16 protein-coding genes, 3 rRNA genes and 1 other RNA gene are annotated in these 19523 nt (G+C 46.9%); 19 read left to right on the forward strand and 1 reads right to left on the reverse strand.

The annotated features are described in order from the left end of the window. Positions 1 to 23 precede the first annotated feature (23 nt). The 18 genes from treC (at position 24) to rsmI (ending at position 16938) form a co-directional block, all read left to right on the forward strand. Positions 24 to 1667: an alpha,alpha-phosphotrehalase gene (treC, locus tag ACZ5LF_RS00510; RefSeq protein ID WP_380569677.1), complete on the forward strand. Its 1644-nt coding sequence runs from the start codon at positions 24 to 26 to the stop codon at positions 1665 to 1667. A gap of 55 nt (positions 1668 to 1722) precedes the next feature. After that, positions 1723 to 2451 carry a trehalose operon repressor gene (gene treR / locus ACZ5LF_RS00515; RefSeq protein ID WP_380569678.1) on the forward strand — a complete coding sequence of 243 codons (729 nt, stop codon included), beginning with the start codon at positions 1723 to 1725 and terminating at the stop codon, positions 2449 to 2451. 45 nt (positions 2452 to 2496) lie between these two features. Next, an RNA gene (gene ffs / locus ACZ5LF_RS00520) (signal recognition particle sRNA large type) lies at positions 2497 to 2763 on the forward strand. Positions 2764 to 2886: 123 nt separating this feature from the next. Then, entirely contained in the window at positions 2887 to 4545 is a 1659-nt protein-coding gene (gene dnaX, locus ACZ5LF_RS00525; protein WP_380569679.1) for a DNA polymerase III subunit gamma/tau, read from the forward strand. A 78-nt stretch (positions 4546 to 4623) separates the two neighbouring features. Next, positions 4624 to 4947, forward strand: coding sequence for a YbaB/EbfC family nucleoid-associated protein (locus ACZ5LF_RS00530; protein WP_380569680.1), 324 nt, complete (start codon positions 4624 to 4626; stop codon positions 4945 to 4947). Next, positions 4948 to 5544 carry a recombination mediator RecR gene (gene recR, locus ACZ5LF_RS00535; RefSeq protein ID WP_344702021.1) on the forward strand — a complete coding sequence of 199 codons (597 nt, stop codon included), beginning with the start codon at positions 4948 to 4950 and terminating at the stop codon, positions 5542 to 5544. A 316-nt stretch (positions 5545 to 5860) separates the two neighbouring features. Next, a 16S ribosomal RNA gene (locus ACZ5LF_RS00540) occupies positions 5861 to 7413 on the forward strand. A gap of 262 nt (positions 7414 to 7675) precedes the next feature. Beyond that, positions 7676 to 10552 (forward strand): 23S ribosomal RNA (locus tag ACZ5LF_RS00545). Between the two features lie 88 nt (positions 10553 to 10640). Continuing rightward, a 5S ribosomal RNA gene (gene rrf, locus ACZ5LF_RS00550) occupies positions 10641 to 10755 on the forward strand. The 16S, 23S and 5S rRNA genes sit together here, the layout of an rRNA operon. Positions 10756 to 10850: 95 nt before the next feature. Then, complete coding sequence (locus ACZ5LF_RS00555; protein ID WP_380570661.1) at positions 10851 to 12095, forward strand: Orn/Lys/Arg family decarboxylase; 1245 nt, start codon at positions 10851 to 10853, stop codon at positions 12093 to 12095. Continuing rightward, on the forward strand, positions 12092 to 12724 hold the full coding sequence (tmk, locus tag ACZ5LF_RS00560) for a dTMP kinase (protein WP_380570662.1): 633 nt from the start codon (positions 12092 to 12094) through the stop codon (positions 12722 to 12724). The genes ACZ5LF_RS00555 and tmk overlap by 4 nt, the downstream gene beginning before the upstream one ends. Continuing rightward, positions 12721 to 13050, forward strand: coding sequence for a cyclic-di-AMP receptor (locus tag ACZ5LF_RS00565; RefSeq protein ID WP_344703751.1), 330 nt, complete (start codon positions 12721 to 12723; stop codon positions 13048 to 13050). The genes tmk and ACZ5LF_RS00565 overlap by 4 nt, the downstream gene beginning before the upstream one ends. Before the next feature lie 11 nt (positions 13051 to 13061). Beyond that, positions 13062 to 13976 carry a hypothetical protein gene (locus ACZ5LF_RS00570; RefSeq protein ID WP_380570663.1) on the forward strand — a complete coding sequence of 305 codons (915 nt, stop codon included), beginning with the start codon at positions 13062 to 13064 and terminating at the stop codon, positions 13974 to 13976. A gap of 6 nt (positions 13977 to 13982) precedes the next feature. Further along, positions 13983 to 14792: a PSP1 domain-containing protein gene (locus tag ACZ5LF_RS00575; protein WP_380570664.1), complete on the forward strand. Its 810-nt coding sequence runs from the start codon at positions 13983 to 13985 to the stop codon at positions 14790 to 14792. Then, complete coding sequence (locus ACZ5LF_RS00580; protein WP_344703745.1) at positions 14792 to 15106, forward strand: initiation-control protein YabA; 315 nt, start codon at positions 14792 to 14794, stop codon at positions 15104 to 15106. Before ACZ5LF_RS00575 ends, ACZ5LF_RS00580 begins: the two co-directional genes overlap by 1 nt. 36 nt (positions 15107 to 15142) lie before the next feature. Next, positions 15143 to 15871 carry a tRNA1(Val) (adenine(37)-N6)-methyltransferase gene (locus ACZ5LF_RS00585; RefSeq protein WP_380570666.1) on the forward strand — a complete coding sequence of 243 codons (729 nt, stop codon included), beginning with the start codon at positions 15143 to 15145 and terminating at the stop codon, positions 15869 to 15871. Beyond that, the gene (locus tag ACZ5LF_RS00590; RefSeq protein ID WP_380570668.1) at positions 15864 to 16112 is read left to right on the forward strand and encodes a GIY-YIG nuclease family protein; all 249 of its coding nucleotides are present in this window, start codon (positions 15864 to 15866) and stop codon (positions 16110 to 16112) included. The genes ACZ5LF_RS00585 and ACZ5LF_RS00590 overlap by 8 nt, the downstream gene beginning before the upstream one ends. Position 16113: 1 nt before the next feature. Then, positions 16114 to 16938: a 16S rRNA (cytidine(1402)-2'-O)-methyltransferase gene (gene rsmI, locus ACZ5LF_RS00595; RefSeq protein ID WP_380570669.1), complete on the forward strand. Its 825-nt coding sequence runs from the start codon at positions 16114 to 16116 to the stop codon at positions 16936 to 16938. 23 nt (positions 16939 to 16961) lie between these two features. Here the strand turns inward: rsmI and ACZ5LF_RS00600 are convergent, their stop codons facing one another. Beyond that, positions 16962 to 17237: an AbrB/MazE/SpoVT family DNA-binding domain-containing protein gene (locus ACZ5LF_RS00600; protein ID WP_380570670.1), complete on the reverse strand. Its 276-nt coding sequence runs from the start codon at positions 17235 to 17237 to the stop codon at positions 16962 to 16964. A 314-nt stretch (positions 17238 to 17551) separates the two neighbouring features. Here ACZ5LF_RS00600 and metG point away from each other — a divergent pair, with 314 nt between their 5' ends. After that, entirely contained in the window at positions 17552 to 19516 is a 1965-nt protein-coding gene (gene metG / locus ACZ5LF_RS00605) for a methionine--tRNA ligase (RefSeq protein WP_380570672.1), read from the forward strand. Positions 19517 to 19523: the final 7 nt, after the last annotated feature.

Below are 19523 nucleotides of genomic sequence, written 5' to 3' on the forward strand. Positions count from 1 at the left end.
AAAAATTAAAAGGAGTTTTTATAATGACGTCTAAAGACTGGAGGAAATCGGTCGTTTATCAGATCTACCCGAAATCATTCAATGACACGACCGGAAGTGGTCGGGGGGATATCAGAGGTATCATCGAGAAGCTTGATTATTTCAAGTTTCTCGGTGTGGATTATCTCTGGTTGACGCCGGTGTATGAATCGCCGATGAATGATAATGGTTATGACATCAGTGACTACTATGAAATCAATCCTGAGTTTGGCACCAAGGAAGATCTGAAGGAACTCCTCGCTCGGGCCCACGATAAAGGCATCAAGATTATGATGGATATCGTCATCAACCACACTTCCACCCACCATAATTGGTTTGTGGAATCAAAAAAATCCAGAGATAATGAATATCGTGATTATTATATATGGAAAGACGGCACCTACGACGCCCCTCCTACGAACTGGGAATCTAAATTCGGCGGCAATGCATGGACTTATGACGATGATACGAACCAGTATTACCTGCGCCTCTTTGATGTGACCCAGGCAGACTTGAATTGGGAAAATGAAGAAGTACGCCGTAAAATCTACGATATGATCAACTACTGGATAGACTTTGGAGTCGATGGGTTCCGCTTCGATGTCATCAATCTGATCTCCAAAGGCGAATTTCAAGATGCTGATGGGCCGGGCAAGGAATTTTATACGGATGGCCCTAAAGTTCATGAATATATAAAAGAGTTGAACCAGGAAACATTCGGAGGCAAAGATATCATGACGGTCGGGGAAATGTCTTCGACGACCATAGAACATTGCCTGAAATATACACGTCCAGACAGAAACGAGTTGAACTCGGTGTTTACATTCCATCATTTGAAGGTGGATTATCCGGGAGGAGAAAAGTGGGCCTTGGCCGATTTCGATTTCCTGCAACTGAAGCGGATCTTGATGGAGTGGCAGGAAGCAATGGACCAGGGAGGCGGATGGAATGCAATTTTCTGGTGCAACCATGACCAGCCCCGGGTCGTCTCCCGATTCGGAAGTGACGCCACTGAAGAAGATAGGGTGCTCAGCGGTAAGATGCTTGCGATTGCACTGCATGGCCTGAAAGGTACTCCCTACATTTACCAGGGGGAAGAGATTGGCATGACAAACCCGGGCTTCACCCGCATTGATCAATATTGTGACGTCGAGAGTTTGAACGCATATACATCAATGAGGGGAAAGGGTATGAGCATTGACCTTGTCATGAAAATTCTCGCTTCAAAATCGAGGGATAATTCACGCACGCCGATGCAGTGGAATGATTCGAAGCATGCTGGCTTCACGGAAGGATATCCTTGGATAGAAGTTGCTGATAATTATGGGACCATTAATGTAGAAAAAGCATTGGAAGACGAAAATTCAATTCTCCATACCTATAGGAAGCTAATTCAGTTGAGGCATGAAAGAGATATTCTGACCTATGGTGATGTCAGACCACACCTCATGGGCGATGATGATCTATTTGTGTACGAACGCCTATATGAGGGCGAGCGCATTACAGTGATAGCCAACTTCCGTAATAGGGATGTCGAGTACCCGCCAGATGTTGAGCGTGGAGGAGAAGTGCTTATCTCCAACTATGATAAGACAGCAGATGTGCTCAGGCCTTTCGAAGCGTTGATGATTTATGGACAAGACAGCTAGAAAAAGTTAATATGTATATGATTTATATACATCCTAGGAATGGCCGGTGAACAGAATGAACATAAACAAGTATAATCATATATATCAGGTGCTATCGAGTGACATCGCTGAAGGTAAGTATAAAGTGGGTAGTGTACTGCCTTCAGAACACACCCTTGTCAGCATGTTCGAGGTCTCCCGCGAAACAGTGAGAAAAGCACTCAATCTGCTTCGGGAAAATGGATATATCCAGAAAGTGAAGGGGAAGGGTTCAGTCGTCATCTTCAATCCTGCCATGGATTTCACTGTTTCCCACCTCACAAGTTTTAAAGAAATACAGAGCCTGAAGACAACCCAGTACTCTACTAATGTTGTCGAATTGGAGCAATATCTTGCACAAGATTTTCCGAAAGTCATGGATGCGTTAAAACTTGAACCTGATGAGAAGGTTTGGCAGCTTATCCGGGAACGCAAATTCAACGGCAAGACGCACATCGTTGATACTGATTTCTTCATGGTGGGTATAATGCCCGGACTTACAAAGGAAATTGCAGAAGACTCCATCTATGAATATATTGAAGGTAAATTGGGGCTGACAATCGCCTATTCCCATAAGGAAATCACCTTCGACCCGATGAACGAAAGGGATCTCGAGTTGTTTGGAAACGCTCTGCCCAGATATACTGCGACTGTTCGTTCCATCGTTCACTTGAGTGACGCCCAACCATTTCAATATAATATCTCCAAGCATCTGGCCAATGAATTCAAGTTCATCGACTTTTCACGCAGGTTTCATGGAGAGTAGCATTTATCTTGCATTCGATGGTTGATTTTGATATTATATAACGTGCCGTGCTAAGTGGGGAGGTAGCGGTGCCCTGTACCTGCAATCCGCTCTAGCAGGACTGAATTCCGCTTCTGAGGGTATTCGGTGTGAGGACTGCCTCAATATCATCAGTGTTGAGATTCCGGTCCTATGCAATAGAACGTCACGAACTATGTCAGGTCCGGAAGGAAGCAGCATTAAGTGGCCCATTCTATGTGCCGTAGGACAGCCGGAGTTGAGCTGATGTTTTGAGTAACGCTTGTGCCGAAAATTCAAGGAAGCGGTGCACGGTTACATAATGTATGACTGCATCTGATGATGCAGTCATTTTTTAATGTTTTCCTTTAAAGGTGGACAGTGTTTATATATGATATAATTATTGGCATGGAAGAATCATTACGGAGGTGCTGCTGAATGGAATACCAGGCGTTATATCGGGCATTCAGACCGCAGAAATTCGAAGATGTCGTCGGTCAGAAACACGTAACGAAAACTTTGAAGAATGCAATAATCAGGAATAAGGAATCCCATGCCTATCTGTTCAGCGGACCGAGGGGCACGGGTAAGACCAGCATTGCGAAAATATTTGCAAAAGCATTGAACTGCAACTTCGGTACTGATGGGGAACCGTGCAACGAGTGTGATATATGCATGAGCATTACAGAAGGCAGTGCGAACGATGTCATTGAAATAGATGCTGCAAGCAACAACGGTGTAGATGAAATCCGGAACCTCAGGGAAAAGGTGAAGTATGCACCTTCTGAAACAAGATACAAAGTATATATCATAGATGAGGTGCACATGCTGACGACGGGTGCATTCAATGCCCTTTTGAAGACTTTGGAAGAACCACCCGGTCACGCCATATTCATATTGGCGACGACTGAACCCCATAAAATACCAGCTACCATCATTTCCCGAGCCCAACGCTTTGATTTCAAGTCAATTGAAATGAGGGAGATTACAGAACGACTCAAGTATGTGGCTGAAAGCGAGACGCTGGAGTACGAGGAAGAAGCAATCGAATATATTGCACGCGCCTCAGAAGGGGGCATGCGGGACGCGTTGAGCATCATGGATCAGGTCATCGCCTACAGCAATGATGTCATAACGTTGGACGATGCCATCATGATCACGGGCGGAATCAAATCCGAAGAGCTGAACACTTGGCTCAAAATGATTGACCAGCGGGATTCAAGGCAGGCATTCATCAGATACCATCAGTTCATCGAAGAGGGTAAGGACCCTACGCGGCTGGTTCATGAATTGGTCTACTATATAAGGGATATTATCCTGATGAAGCATGAAGGCGATATCGACGAGGATACTGCCTTTGTGCACACTGAGGATAAGATGTTATATGAAATGATAGATGTGCTCAATGATGCCATGGTGATGATGCGCTTTTCCGTCAACACCAGTGTACATCTTGAAGTAGTCATCGTTAAACTGATTCAGGTACTCAACCGTAATGACCAGGCGAACGTACCTCAGGCAGTCGACCTTTCGCACATTGAACAGAGATTGGCTGAAATCGATAAAAAATTGGCGGATCAGCCAAAGGATACACCAAGAACGCAAACGGCAGAGCCACCAAGAAAGACATCAAACCAAATGGCTAAAGGGTTCTCGCTTCGTCAGATAGAAAAAGTGCTGGATCATGCCAATAAAGACGATCTTGTTAAACTTAAAGATGACTGGCCCAAGGTCTATCAGCATGTCGAGGAAAAGGGATACCATGCGCTCCGCTCACTCATTAAAGATTCAGAACCCGTTGCTGCGAGCGATACACATGTATTGCTCAAGTTTCAAAGCGACCTGCACAGTGATCTGATAAACAAGGATGAGAAGAAAAGGAAGGAGTTGGAGGAAGTCATTCCTTCCATTATAGGGAAGGATGTAAAGGTGGTTGGCGTCCCCGACTCCAGCTGGCTGCAGGTTAGACATGATTATATCCAGGAGAAGAAATCGAACCGGAAAAAAGAGGGACCTGAAGCTTCTATAACAAAAGAGAAGAAACCTTCCGATGTCGCCAAGGAGATATTCGGCGATGATATAGTGGAGACCCGTTAAGGATATCTGTTTATAAAAGCTTTCATTTCGTATATACTATTATAGAAGAAATTTAAAACTAATTGGAGGAGAATATATATGGCTGGCGGAATGAACAATATGCAAGGCATGATGAAGCAAATGCAGAAAATGCAAAAGAAGATGCAGGAAGAACAGGAAAAACTGAAAGAAGAAAAAATTGAAGGTACAGCTGGCGGCGGCATGGTCAAAGTGACTGTTTCCGGACATAAAGAAGTATTGGATGTCGAGGTGCAGGAAGAGGTTGTGGATCCTGAAGACATCGAAATGCTCCAGGATCTGATCGTAGCCGCAACCAACGAAGCAATGACGAAAGCGGATGAACTTACAAGCGAGCGTCTAGGAAAACATACTAAAGGCATGAACATTCCGGGAATGATGTAGATGCATTATCCAGAACCAATATCCAAGCTGATAGACAGTTTCATGAAATTGCCGGGCATTGGGCCGAAGACTGCCCAGCGTCTGGCATTTTATGTACTTAATATGAAGGAAGACGACGTAGTCAATTTTTCGCGGAGCCTTATGGAGGTGAAAAGAGACCTCCAATTCTGTTCTATCTGTGGACATATCACCGATGTAGATCCATGCTACATCTGCCAAGATAAGAGTAGGGATCGTTCCATAGTATGTGTCGTTCAAGATACGAAAGATGTTATAGCTATGGAGAAGATGCGTGAATATCAAGGGTTGTACCATGTCCTGCATGGGGCAATAAGTCCAATGGATGGCATAGGCCCTGAAGATATCAATGTAGCTACGCTAATAGAACGCTTGAAGGATGAACAGATAAAAGAAATCATCCTGGCCACGAACCCGAACATCGAAGGCGAGTCGACAGCGATGTACATCTCGCGACTCGTAAAACCGATAGGGGTTAGGATAACGCGTCTAGCCCACGGTCTTCCTGTAGGCGGAGACTTGGAGTATGCAGATGAAGTGACACTGTCGAAGGCGATAGAATACCGGACGGAACTGTAGAAAGGTCGGGGGTTTCAAAACAATTTGAAGCTCCTGGAACTTTTTTAAAAAAACCCCTTGCATTAATTGAACAGACCCTGTATAGTTATATCTTGTCGGACGAAACACATACCGACACAACAAACGTTACTATTTAGTTAAAAAAGATATAAATAAGTGTTGCATTCCAAAATGCGACATGCTATAATAGTAAAGCAGTCAACGAGAGAACATTGAAAACTGAATGACAATATGTCAACGTTAATTCCAATAAACCGGATGGTTAATCCATCCAACTTGGGCGACAAGTAAAACCGCAACGAGTCAGAGCACTCCAATTATGGAGAGTTTGATCCTGGCTCAGGATGAACGCTGGCGGCGTGCCTAATACATGCAAGTCGAACGCGCAGCCCCGGAGCTTGCTCTGGGGTCTGCGAGTGGCGGACGGGTGAGTAACACGTAGGCAACCTACCCATCAGACTGGGATAACCGCGGGAAACCGTGGCTAATACCGGATAACCCTGATCCCCGCAGGGGGATGAGTTGAAAGGCGGTCTTTGACTGCCACTGATGGATGGGCCTGCGGCGCATTAGCTAGTTGGTGGGGTAAGGGCCCACCAAGGCGACGATGCGTAGCCGACCTGAGAGGGTGATCGGCCACACTGGGACTGAGACACGGCCCAGACTCCTACGGGAGGCAGCAGTAGGGAATCTTCCGCAATGGACGCAAGTCTGACGGAGCAACGCCGCGTGAGTGAAGAAGGGTTTCGGCTCGTAAAACTCTGTTGTCAGGGAAGAACGCCGGTGGGAGTAACTGTCCATCGGGTGACGGTACCTGACCAGAAAGCCACGGCTAACTACGTGCCAGCAGCCGCGGTAATACGTAGGTGGCAAGCGTTATCCGGAATTATTGGGCGTAAAGCGCGCGTAGGCGGTTCGTTAAGTCTGATGTGAAAGCCCCCGGCTCAACCGGGGAGGGTCATTGGAAACTGGCGAACTTGAGTGCAGAAGAGGAGAGTGGAATTCCATGTGTAGCGGTGAAATGCGCAGAGATATGGAGGAACACCAGTGGCGAAGGCGGCTCTCTGGTCTGCAACTGACGCTGATGTGCGAAAGCGTGGGGATCAAACAGGATTAGATACCCTGGTAGTCCACGCCGTAAACGATGAGTGCTAAGTGTTAGGGGGTTTCCGCCCCTTAGTGCTGCAGCAAACGCATTAAGCACTCCGCCTGGGGAGTACGGCCGCAAGGCTGAAACTCAAAGGAATTGACGGGGACCCGCACAAGCGGTGGAGCATGTGGTTTAATTCGAAGCAACGCGAAGAACCTTACCAAATCTTGACATCCTCTGACCGCCATGGAGACATGGCTTCCCTTTTGGGCAGAGTGACAGGTGGTGCATGGTTGTCGTCAGCTCGTGTCGTGAGATGTTGGGTTAAGTCCCGCAACGAGCGCAACCCTTATCATTAGTTGCCAGCATTCAGTTGGGCACTCTAATGAGACTGCCGGTGACAAACCGGAGGAAGGTGGGGATGACGTCAAATCATCATGCCCCTTATGATTTGGGCTACACACGTGCTACAATGGACAGGTTACAAAGGGCAGCTACGCCGCGAGGCCAAGCGAATCCCATAAAACTGTTCTCAGTTCGGATTGGAGTCTGCAACTCGACTCCATGAAGCTGGAATCGCTAGTAATCGTGGATCAGAATGCCACGGTGAATACGTTCCCGGGTCTTGTACACACCGCCCGTCACACCACGGAAGTCGGTAACACCTGAAGCCGGTGGGCCAACCTTTATGGAGGCAGCCGTCGAAGGTGGGACCGATGACTGGGGTGAAGTCGTAACAAGGTAGCCGTATCGGAAGGTGCGGCTGGATCACCTCCTTTCTAAGGAATATAACGGAACGCCCCGTTTTGGGGCGGCGGAATTGGCGTTTGACATATTGTATTCAGTTTTGAATGGTCTTCATTGACGATTCAACCCCTTGCACATTGAAAACCGTATAGAAGCAATGCGAAAAATGATTTTAACCGAAATCAAGCGTAGAAACCGAGAACTGAAGAGTTCATAAAACACGCGTTGTGTCGCAAGAAAGCGAAAGTGGACATCCACTGCAGCTGGACTGGGACACACTCACAAATTCATTGCGATTAAGTAATGAAGGGCGCACGGTGGATGCCTTGGCACCAAGAGCCGATGAAGGACGGAACCAACACCGATATGCTTTGGGGAGCTGTAAGTAAGCGTTGAACCAAAGATTTCCGAATGGGGGAACCCCGCACATTAGTGCGACTCTCAGGTGAATACATAGCCTGAGGGAGGTAGACCCGGGGAACTGAAACATCTTAGTACCCGGAGGAAGAGAAAGAAAGATCGATTCCCTGAGTAGCGGCGAGCGAAACGGGAAGAGCCCAAACCAGTCATTGACTGGGGTTGTAGGACACCGAAAAAGCGGCTTCGAGCGAGCAGAAGCGACTGGAAAGTCGCACCATAGGGGGTAACAGTCCCGTATGCGAAGCGAGGAGGCGTGGCGGTGTATCCTGAGTACGGCGGAACACGAGAAATTCCGTCGGAATCCGGGAGGACCATCTCCCAAGGCTAAATACTTCTTGGTGACCGATAGTGAACCAGTACCGTGAGGGAAAGGTGAAAAGCACCCCGGAAGGGGAGTGAAATAGAACCTGAAACCGTGTGCTTACAAGTAGTCAGAGCCCGTTAATGGGTGATGGCGTGCCTTTTGTAGAATGAACCGGCGAGTTGCGATTGCATGCGAGGTTAAGCAGCGAATGTGGAGCCGTAGCGAAAGCGAGTCTGAATAGGGCGTCTAGTATGGGGTTGCAGACCCGAAACCAGGTGATCTACCCATGTCCAGGCTGAAGTCCAGGTAACACTGGATGGAGGGCCGAACCGACTTACGTTGAAAAGTGACCGGATGAGGTGTGGGTAGCGGAGAAATTCCAATCGAACCTGGAGATAGCTGGTTCTCTCCGAAATATATTTAGGTATAGCCTCGTGTTAGCATCGTGGAGGTAGAGCACTGTTTGGACGAGGGGCCCATCCCGGGTTACCGAATTCAGACAAACTCCGAATGCCACCTATGTGATGCACGGGAGTCAGACAGCGGGTGATAAGGTCCGTTGTCGAGAGGGAAACAGCCCAGACCACCAGTTAAGGTCCCAAAATATATGTTGAGTGGAAAAGGATGTGGCGTTGCACAGACAACTAGCATGTTGGCTTAGAAGCAGCCATCATTTAAAGAGTGCGTAATAGCTCACTAGTCAAGTGACGCTGCGCCGAAAATGTACCGGGGCTAAACATATTACCGAAACTGTGGATCAATGATATTGATGGTAGGAGAGCGTTCCGGTGGCAGTGAAGCATGATCGTGAGGACATGTGGAGCGATCGGAAGTGAGAATGCCGGTGTGAGTAGCGAAAGACGGGTGAGAATCCCGTCCACCGAACGACTAAGGTTTCCAGAGGAAGGCTCGTCCGCTCTGGGTTAGTCGGGACCTAAGCCGAGGCGAAACTGCGTAGGCGATGGATAACAGGTAGAAATTCCTGTACCGGTGATGTGTGTTTGAGCGATGTGGTGACGCAGGAGGAGAAGCAGAGCGTGCGGAAGGAAGAGCACGTCCAAGCATCGAGTCGTCAGGGTAGGCAAATCCGCCCTGTGTAACGACGAGGTGTGATGGGGAGCCGAAAATAGTAGGCGAAGCTGTGGGTTCACACTGCCAAGAAAACCCGCTAGTGAATACATTACCGCCCGTACCGCAAACCGACACAGGTAGTTGGGAAGAGAATTCTAAGGTGAGCGAGCGAACTCTCGTTAAGGAACTCGGCAAAATGACCCCGTAACTTCGGGAGAAGGGGTGCTCATGAAAATGAGCCGCAGTGAATAGGCCCAAGCGACTGTTTATCAAAAACACAGGTCTCTGCCAAACCGAAAGGTGACGTATAGGGGCTGACGCCTGCCCGGTGCTGGAAGGTTAAGAGGAGCGCTCAGCGTAAGCGAAGGTGCGAATCGAAGCCCCAGTAAACGGCGGCCGTAACTATAACGGTCCTAAGGTAGCGAAATTCCTTGTCAGGTAAGTTCTGACCCGCACGAAAGGCGTAACGATTTGGGCACTGTCTCAACGAGAGGCTCGGTGAAATCATAGTACCTGTGAAGATGCAGGTTACCCGCGACAGGACGGAAAGACCCCGTGGAGCTTTACTGTAGCCTGATATTGAACCTCGACCTCACTTGTACAGGATAGGTGGGAGCTGAAGATACGTGGACGCCAGTCTACGTGGAGGCACTGGTGGGATACCACCCTGGTGATGTTGAGATTCTAACCCGCACCCGTAATCCGGGTGGGAGACAGTGTCAGGTGGACAGTTTGACTGGGGCGGTCGCCTCCTAAAGAGTAACGGAGGCGCTCAAAGGTTCCCTCAGAATGGTTGGAAATCATTCATAGAGTGTAAAGGTATAAGGGAGCTTGACTGCGAGACAGACACGTCGAGCAGGGTCGAAAGACGGACTTAGTGATCCGGTGGTTCCGCATGGAAGGGCCATCGCTCAACGGATAAAAGCTACCCCGGGGATAACAGGCTTATCTCCCCCAAGAGTTCACATCGACGGGGAGGTTTGGCACCTCGATGTCGGCTCATCGCATCCTGGGGCTGTAGTCGGTCCCAAGGGTTGGGCTGTTCGCCCATTAAAGCGGTACGCGAGCTGGGTTCAGAACGTCGTGAGACAGTTCGGTCCCTATCCGTCGTGGGCGTCGGAAATTTGAGAGGCGCTGTCCTTAGTACGAGAGGACCGGGATGGACATACCACTGGTGTACCAGTTGTCGTGCCAACGGCATCGCTGGGTAGCTATGTATGGTCGGGATAAGTGCTGAAAGCATCTAAGCATGAAGCCCCCCTCAAGATGAGATTTCCCCATTAGATCCCTCAGAGATGATGAGGTGGATAGGTTCGGCGTGTAAGTGTGGCGACACATTGAGCGGACGAATACTAATCGATCGATGACTTATTCAAATGAAGAAAACCGTGTATGGTCTTCTGCGCAACGCATTGCTTCTATCCGGTTTTGAATGTCCAAGGGGCATTCAAGCATGCCATATTGTCCGGTGGCAATCGCGGAGAGGTTCCACCTGTTCCCATGCCGAACACAGCAGTTAAGCTCTCCAGCGCCGATGGTAGTTGGACTGACGTCCCGTGAGAGTAGGACGCTGCCGGGCAGTATGTACATAATTACATTATGGATGCGATGAACCGCATTGAGACCTGTATAGGTCTCTTTTTTTTATACCTTTATATTGAAAGGATCGGTTTGATGGTACTGTATCGGACAATTACAAAACTATTAGAAGATGAAGCCATTTCTATGCATGTGCCAGGTCATAAAAACAATACGATTGGTCAGCTTGATGCCTTTGACTTCAGATATGACATGACAGAGATCAATGGACTCGATGATTTGCATGAAGCAGATGGAATCCTCCGTCAGCTTAATGAAAAGATTGGTGGAAAGTATCCAGGCTATATTTCTCAGATGATGGTAAATGGCACGACGAATGGTATTTTATCTGCGATATATGGGCTCAAACACTTAAATAAAAAGCATTTCATTGTGTTGGAAGGCGCCCACAAGTCAGTTCATCATGCACTGGAAATTGCTGAAGTCTCACATGAAGTCGTTTCAGAAGATGCTTTTTTCTCCCATAGCTTTATGGAGCGTGATGTTGCTGTCATCACTTACCCTACATATACCGGAGGATGTTTTGATATAGGCACACTTATAGGTCATGTGCATGCAGGGGATGGTGTGGTCATCACAGACGAGGCACACGGCGCCCATCTGGATATTACGGGAGCCTTTCCATCGTCCTCTATGAAGTATTCCACAGACATCGCAGTACAGTCCTACCATAAGATGCTCCCTGCCTTGACGATGTCATCGGTCATTTTCATGAAACCCGAGTTTTATGAAGCGATCCTTAAATATATAGATTACTTTGAAACGTCCAGCCCTTCCTATATGCTTATGCTTTCGATGGAACATGCCCATGATTTTTATATATCCTACTCAGATGAACAGTTCCACGAGAAGAGAGGACTGCTGATCAATAAGCTTCGCAGAACGAATTTAGAAGTAATGGAGATGGATGACCCTGCGAAACTGCTCATCAATCACATTGACCACTCACCCTATACCATTTACGGTGCCTTCGTCGGCGCTTCCATCTATCCAGAGATGGTCACAGATGAAGGGGTGCTTCTTTGTCTGCCACTCTTCCATGAAGGTGACCGTTATCCATTTGAGTGTCTTCTGACGCGCATCGAATCACTGGTAATCCAGGATGTGAAAAGTGATTCTTCACTGGATCTCTCCTTCTTGAGGGGCAAAGTATGCCAGAGGACCATGATTCCCTATCCCCCCGGCATTCCGATTGTTTTTGAGGGAGAAGTCATTACCAGTGGGCATCTAAAATCGATTACACATGCTTTAATGAATCATGTTAGAATAGAAGGTATAAAACAAAATATAGCGTACTATACGGGTAAGGAGAAGCAATGAGTCATTTCATTACGTTTGAAGGTCCGGAAGGCTCCGGTAAGACAACGTTGATTTCAGCAATCCATGCTCATTTGTCGAAGACGCATGAAGTGGTTACGACGCGTGAACCCGGGGGTATCGGCATCAGTGAAATGATCCGGGAAATACTTCTCTCCAAAGGCAATGATATGGATGAACGAACAGAAGCATTATTGTTTGCAGCTTCAAGGCGGCAACATCTTGTTGAAAAGATACTGCCGGCACTCGAAGATGGTAATATCGTATTATGTGATCGTTTCATCGACAGTTCAATCGCCTACCAAGGAGTTGCGCGTAATATAGGCTCTGATGCTGTTATGGAAATCAACCGTTTTGCGATAGAAGATCACATGCCTGATTTGACACTGTACCTCAAACTGGATCCCAAATCCGGTCTTGAGCGCATTAAACGCAACAAGCGTGACGACAACAGACTTGATGGCGAAGAATTGGATTTCCATGAAGCAGTGGTCATGGGGTATAATCAATTGAGAGAAGAATATCCCGAAAGAATCCGAATGATCGATGCAGCACAAAGCCCTGAAAAGGTTTTTGCAGACGCAATGGACATAATTGAACAATATCTGAATCAAGAGGTGAACCAATCATGAAAATGGTAATTGCAATCGTACAAGATCATGACAGCCAAAGGTTGGCTGATCGTCTAACTAAAAATGATTTTAGGAACACCAAGCTTGCGACTACAGGCGGCTTCCTGAGAGCTGGAAATACAACTTTCCTATGTGGTGTTGAAGATCAGCGCGTCGATGAATTGCTTCAGCTTATCGATAACACATGTGGAAACAGGGAGCAGACGGTCGCGCCCGTCACCCCTATGGGTGGAAATGCAGATTCCTATATTCCATACCCTGTAGAAGTGGAAGTCGGCGGTGCGACAGTATTCGTATTGCCTATTGAACAATTCGAAAGATTTTAAGTGAAGCAGTAATGACAGCTGAAAACTATACTGTTGAATACCAATTGGATAAAATCATAGAAAACGACAGACTCAGCCATACCTACATGTTTGAAGGCGATGCCATAGAAACCTTAAAACGTTACAGTGAATATTTTGCCCTCAATATACTCGGTGACACAGCCCGTAATGCCAGATTGATTTCTGAAGGGAATCATCCCGATTATTTTTATCTTGCGACTGCAGAGACAGCCATAAAAAAGGAAGCTGTAGAGGATCTTGTGCGCAGGATGAACCGCAAACCAACCGAGTCGGATTATAAGGTGTATGTGATAGAGGCATTTGAAAAGCTGACGCCGCAGGCTGAGAATAGTGTCCTTAAGTTTTTGGAGGACCCTCCAGCCAGAACTGTGGCCATCCTCCTGACGATAGATAAAAGCAGTATATTGCCGACTATCCATTCAAGGGCCCAGCATATCCATATTCGAGGGGAACGGGCTGACCGGATTGGAATGCTTGAGGATTTGAATGAGGCGGAACTTCAAACAGTGGATGTACTGGCTCTCAATGCCGAACATGTAAAAGAACTGGGGGAAGTGTTCTCCCGTTTACGCCAGACGGCGATGGATTTTTCGAGAAAATGGATTGGGGGGCATCCACTCGTATTGATTGAAATAAAATCAATGCTGGATATCTGCCAAAACAGAAAAGATCATGCGCTGTTGCTGCAGTTGATTGATGGATTCGTACGACAATGCATGCATGAAGTACTGGAGCTTGAAGATTTTAGGCCATACGGCAACAAAACGGGAAACACTGGGGTAGGACAGCGTGTAGAGCGTCTGGCGCGTATGCTGGAAGAGATACAGACTGCAAACCGTATGTTGTCGTCAAACGTGCATCCTATGCTTGTGTTTGAGAGTATGGTCATATGCTCGAAAGGTTGAATGATTATGATAGAACTCATTACTGCCACGCAGTTGGATTATTTTGAAAATATATATTTGGAAGTTAACGGAGAGTCGACGGAGCGCGATGATTATATCGTCGCTGAGACAAAGCGCGGTATGGAAATGTTGCGGGTGGTGAAGCCGAACTATCAAGTTCCTGAAAATGATATTGTGGAACCGGATGGCAAATTCATCCGGGCTGCGACTGATAAGGACATGGAAAAGTTCCATGAGAATCAATCCAGTGCAGAAGAAGCCCTTCAATTCTGTAGAAAAGCCATTTCTGAAGAGGAATTGGATATGCAGCTCGTCAATGCCAAGTATACACTGGAGCGCAAAAAACTCATATTTAATTTCACTTCGGATGAACGTGTGGATTTCCGTAACCTTGTCCGGGTTCTTGCGAACCGTTTCAAGACACGCATCGAACTCCGCCAGATCGGCGTAAGGGATGAAGCGAAGTATCTCGGGGGCATTGGTCCCTGTGGCCGTGCACATTGCTGTTCGACCTTCCTCGGGGATTTTGTGCCGGTCAGCATCCAGATGGCAAAGAACCAGGATCTCTCGCTCAGCCCCACCAAAATATCAGGCGCGTGCGGACGTCTGATGTGCTGCTTGAATTATGAGGATGAATATTATGAGAATGCACGTGAAGCATTACCGGATGTTGGTCAGATGATAGAGACGCCTGACGGTAGAGGTTTGGTGATCGGCATGAATATTCTGGACCTTGTGGTGAAGGTGAAATATAAAGATGACTATATACGTGAATTCCATTGCGACGAACTGGACGCAGTAGGCGGGGTGCAGTAATGGAACGCGAACGCCTTTTTATGCATATAAGCAAGATGGAAGCAGATATGGACCTCATGTATGAAGATCTTCAGACTTTGAAGGAGCTTTCTGTCCGACTCGTTGAGGAAAATGTCAGTCTTCAGATGGAAAAGGAAAATTATGAGCAGTTATTGGCGAAAGAAGCCTCAGAGAAAGGGGCATCCTTCAAGCAGAACACATTGAATAATCTGTATGAGGAAGGGTTCCACGTGTGCAGCGTCCATTTCGGTACGCATCGCCACGGGGAAGATTGCCTGTTTTGTCAGGGGTTTCTCCAACATCGAAACAACTAGGCGGCTTCGGCCGCTTTATTTATTGGAGGTGGACATATGTTGCAGGAAGGCGAAAGGGTGGATGAATTATTCCGGGAATCCATGCAGATCATCCAGAGTAGCGAGGTCTTTTCATTTTCAGTGGACGCGTTACTGCTGGCTGATTTTACGAGGTTTTTGAAACGGGATAAACGTATCATCGACCTGTGCTCAGGGAACGGCATCATACCGCTTCTTTTATCCCATCGCACAGCTTTACCGATAGATGGATTGGAGCTGCAGCCCCAACTCGTAGATATGGCCACAAGAAGCATCACCATGAACGGTAAGGCAGAACAGATCGACATCCGGATTGGTGATCTTAAAGAGGTCAGGTCACTCTACGAACATTCCTCCTATGACGTTATTACTGTGAATCCCCCTTATTTCACAAATGATCAGCCCCTTAAGGAAAAGGGGCCGCACAGCATCGCACGTCATGAGATACATATTGATCTTGAAGGAGTCATAAAAGCAGCGCGTTTCCTCATCAGGAACAAGGGTAGGCTTCATATGGTCCACCGGGCAGAAAGAAGCATGGAAGTCGCGCATGAACTGTCAAAGGCAGGATTTCGTGTGCGGCGTGTCCAATATGTCTATAATGATGGTTCTGCACGAACCGCCCTGTTCGTTCTGATTGAAGCGGTATTTAATAGCCATGCCTATGCAGATATCCTGCCACCTCTTTATATCTATGATGAGCAAGGTCGTTATACCGATGAAATGATGACGGTCTATTATGGCTGAGCATTTCGTTTACATCGTGGAATGTCGTGACGGTACATTGTACACAGGTTATGCAACAGATGTGTCCAGAAGGATCAAAACGCATAATGAAGGCAAGGGAGCCAAATATACACGGAATAGGCGCCCGGTCCATCTGCTCCACAAAGAAGTGTATGAAACGAAGAGTGAGGCCCTGAAACGGGAATATGCCATCAAAAAATTATCAAGAAACGAAAAATTGAAGCTGGTCAGGAGGGAATGACATGCATCTCTATATCACGGGAACACCACTTGGGAACCTTGATGATATGACTTTCCGTGCAGTCGATACGCTTAAGAAAGTCGATGTGATACTGTGCGAAGATACTCGCAACACCCGTAAGTTGACGAACCATTTTGAAATCGGAACACCGCTCAAGGCATATCATGACTTCAATAAAGAGAGTGTTGAGGATCAGATTATTGAAGAGATGAAGGATGGTCGCACTTTTGCCCTTGTCAGTGATGCTGGTATGCCCGTCATCTCGGACCCTGGCTTTGAGCTTATATCAAGAATGCAGGCGGAGGGGTTGGATTACGTCATCGTCCCTTCAGGAACTGCTTTTACGATGGCCCTGGTCGCAAGTGGCATCTCCTCGTATGAATTTACCTATTTTGGTTTCCTGCCGAAGTCGCGGAGTAAAAAGAAAAGCAAAATTCAGGAGATAATGACACGGCAATCGACTTCAGTCCTCTATGAATCACCGCACAAGATCAAAGATACGCTCGTGGAGATGAACGAGATAGACCCTGGGCGTGTAGTCAGCATATCCAGGGAAATCACTAAAAAATTTGAACAGCATGTCCGAGGACCGGTGGGAGTGCTCCTGGATAAGATGGAAAAGGAAATACCGCTGAAGGGAGAATTTGTCATTGTAGTGGAAGGCGCAGCTCCTGCGGAAGAGACCTTTGACATTCCCATAAAAGAACATGTGGAGGTGCTGGTGAAAGAAGGACTGACACCGAAACAGGCGATCAAGAAAGTGGCGGAAGTGAGAAGTTTGAAAAAACAGGATGTATATGATGAGTTTCATGATATAAAAAAATAAGCGGCCCAAGGCCGCTTATTTGATTAATTCATCTTCGATTGGATTTCTTTGATGAGCTGTTTTGCACCTTCTTGACTCAAGATGATGTGGCCGTCAGCCAGGCGCATATTCTGCTCGGAAACGTCTCCTGTTACTGCACATGTCATCTGTGGCTTATACTTCTTCAAGATGATCGTATCGTCATCTGTATATATTTCAAGTGCGTCTTTGACTTCGATATCAAGCACACGTCTGAGTTCTATAGGTATGACGACACGTCCGAGTTCATCTACTTTACGTACAATGCCAGTTGATTTCATAACTTTTTCCTCCATTTTCTCATTTCGCAACCGACTATTCATTCCACCTCATAATTATGAGAAAACATTACGGGGAAGAATTCAGTTGCAGACAACTTTATTTCAAGGAATGCATCTAGTCTATAAGGAATGCATCTAGTCTATTCGATTGCCACAATTCTGATTTAAAGTCAATAAACACATTTATTGGTTTTGTCTAATTCTTGATGATTATAGCATATCGACGCTGTGTAAGCCAATATAAAGTATCCATTTCATTGAAAAGAATCCTTGAATTAGTTATATTTAAAGAATGAACAAATAGGAGGAAGAGCATGGAAAAACCAACTTACTATATCACGACACCGATATATTACCCAAGCGGTAAATTACATATTGGTAATGCCTATACAACAATTGCATGTGATGTCACTGCGAGATATAAACGCATGCGCGGCTACGATGTCTATTATCTTACAGGTGCTGATGAACATGGCCAAAAAATTGAACAGAAAGCCGATGAAATGGGTATCTCGCCGCAGAAATATGTAGACGATATGGCAGATAGTATGAAAGCGCTCTGGTCCCTTCTTGAAATCACCCATGACCAGTTTATCCGTACGACGGACGAAGGTCACAAGATAGCCATCCAGAAGATATTCGATAGGCTGTATGAACAAGGTGACATCTATCTAGGGGAATACGAAGGGTGGTATTCCGTCCAAGATGAGGAGTTCTTTACGGAAACACAGCTGGAGGAAGTATATAAGGATGAAGCGGGCAACATGATCGGTGGCGTTGCGCCAAGCGGTCATGAAGTGGAACTTATAAAAGAGGAAAGCTATTTCTTCAGGATGAGCAAATATGCAGCGCGTCTTGAGAAATATTATGAAGATAATCCAGGCTTCATCCAACCTGAAGCGCGCAGGAATGAGATGCTGAATAACTTCATCCGACCAGGATTGGAAGATCTCGCGGTGTCACGTACGACATTCGACTGGGGTATCCCGGTGAAATCAAATCCTAAGCATGTCGTATACGTATGGATTGACGCGCTGTGCAACTATATCACTGCTTTAGGCTATACTTCTGATGACGAAGGGATGTTTGAAAGGTACTGGCCTGCGGACGTTCATATGATTGGTAAGGAAATCGTAAGATTCCATGCCATCTACTGGCCGATCATGCTGATGGCTCTCGACCTGCCCTTGCCTAAAAAAATTGTAGGGCACGGCTGGCTTGTGATGAAAGATGGCAAAATGTCCAAATCCAAAGGAAACGTCATCTATCCTGAAATGGTGGTCGAGCGCTATGGTCTTGATGCGCTCCGATATTACTTGATGCGTGAAGTTCCATTCGGCTCAGATGGTGTATTTACGCCGGAAGCGTTCGTCAACCGCACCAACTATGACTTGGCCAACGATCTCGGCAACCTGGTCAACCGCACCATTTCCATGATCAATAAATATTTTGATGGTGAATTGCCGGCATACGACGGTCATGGCGGCCCGCTGGACGAAAACCTTGAACAGACGGTGTATGATAACGTCAAGCTTTATGAAGAAGGCATGGAGGAAATGGAATTCAACAAGTCGCTCAGGGCAGTCTGGACCATCATCAGCCGTACAAACAAGTATATAGATGAAACCGCACCTTGGATACTTGCGAAAGACGATTCTGAAAGGGATGCACTCGGCAATGTCATGATCCATCTTGCAGAGAACATACGGATCATCGCCATCCTGCTGAAACCCTATCTGACGCATGGCCCGGAAGAAATCTTCAGGCAGATGAATATAACGGATCCGGAGCAGCAGACTTTCGATTCGATCATGGATTACGGCAGCATAAAAACTGCAGGCAGGATGGTCGAGAAGCCAAAGCCGATCTATCCGCGATTGGGTGTAGAAGAAGAGGTGGCGCATATTAAAGGATTGATGACGCCGAAGGAACCTGAAGAGCCGGCTTCAGAAGCGGCTGAAATTACGATAGATGACTTTGACAAAGTAGAAATGAAAGTCGCTACAGTCATCAACGCCGAAGGGGTCAAAAAAGCGGATAAGCTCCTTAAGATCCAAGTGGATCTTGGAGAAGAGAAGCGTCAGATTATTTCTGGCATAAGGGAATCTTATGAGCCTGAGGAAATCGTCGGCAAGAAAGTGCTCGTCGTGACAAACCTCAAACCGGTTAAGCTGAGGGGAGAACTGTCCGAGGGAATGATCCTGACAGCGGAAAAAGGCAATCACCTTACATTGATCTCTGTACCGAGTGGCATTGAAAACGGCAGCATAGTCAAGTAGACAGGAG

This window comes from Salinicoccus siamensis, assembly GCF_055391965.1.

Coding starts and splice junctions, on each gene's coding strand:
- ACZ5LF_RS00585 (WP_380570666.1), top strand. CDS start 15,143: ATGTTGCAGGAAGGCGAAAGGGTGGATGAATTATTCCGGGAATCCATG.
- rsmI (WP_380570669.1), top strand. CDS start 16,114: ATGCATCTCTATATCACGGGAACACCACTTGGGAACCTTGATGATATG.
- dnaX (WP_380569679.1), top strand. CDS start 2,887: ATGGAATACCAGGCGTTATATCGGGCATTCAGACCGCAGAAATTCGAA.
- tmk (WP_380570662.1), top strand. CDS start 12,092: ATGAGTCATTTCATTACGTTTGAAGGTCCGGAAGGCTCCGGTAAGACA.
- ACZ5LF_RS00565 (WP_344703751.1), top strand. CDS start 12,721: ATGAAAATGGTAATTGCAATCGTACAAGATCATGACAGCCAAAGGTTG.
- treC (WP_380569677.1), top strand. CDS start 24: ATGACGTCTAAAGACTGGAGGAAATCGGTCGTTTATCAGATCTACCCG.
- ACZ5LF_RS00570 (WP_380570663.1), top strand. CDS start 13,062: ATGACAGCTGAAAACTATACTGTTGAATACCAATTGGATAAAATCATA.
- ACZ5LF_RS00530 (WP_380569680.1), top strand. CDS start 4,624: ATGGCTGGCGGAATGAACAATATGCAAGGCATGATGAAGCAAATGCAG.
- ACZ5LF_RS00575 (WP_380570664.1), top strand. CDS start 13,983: ATGATAGAACTCATTACTGCCACGCAGTTGGATTATTTTGAAAATATA.
- treR (WP_380569678.1), top strand. CDS start 1,723: ATGAACATAAACAAGTATAATCATATATATCAGGTGCTATCGAGTGAC.
- metG (WP_380570672.1), top strand. CDS start 17,552: ATGGAAAAACCAACTTACTATATCACGACACCGATATATTACCCAAGC.
- ACZ5LF_RS00580 (WP_344703745.1), top strand. CDS start 14,792: ATGGAACGCGAACGCCTTTTTATGCATATAAGCAAGATGGAAGCAGAT.
- ACZ5LF_RS00590 (WP_380570668.1), top strand. CDS start 15,864: ATGGCTGAGCATTTCGTTTACATCGTGGAATGTCGTGACGGTACATTG.
- ACZ5LF_RS00555 (WP_380570661.1), top strand. CDS start 10,851: ATGGTACTGTATCGGACAATTACAAAACTATTAGAAGATGAAGCCATT.
- recR (WP_344702021.1), top strand. CDS start 4,948: ATGCATTATCCAGAACCAATATCCAAGCTGATAGACAGTTTCATGAAA.
- ACZ5LF_RS00600 (WP_380570670.1), bottom strand. CDS start 17,237: ATGAAATCAACTGGCATTGTACGTAAAGTAGATGAACTCGGACGTGTC.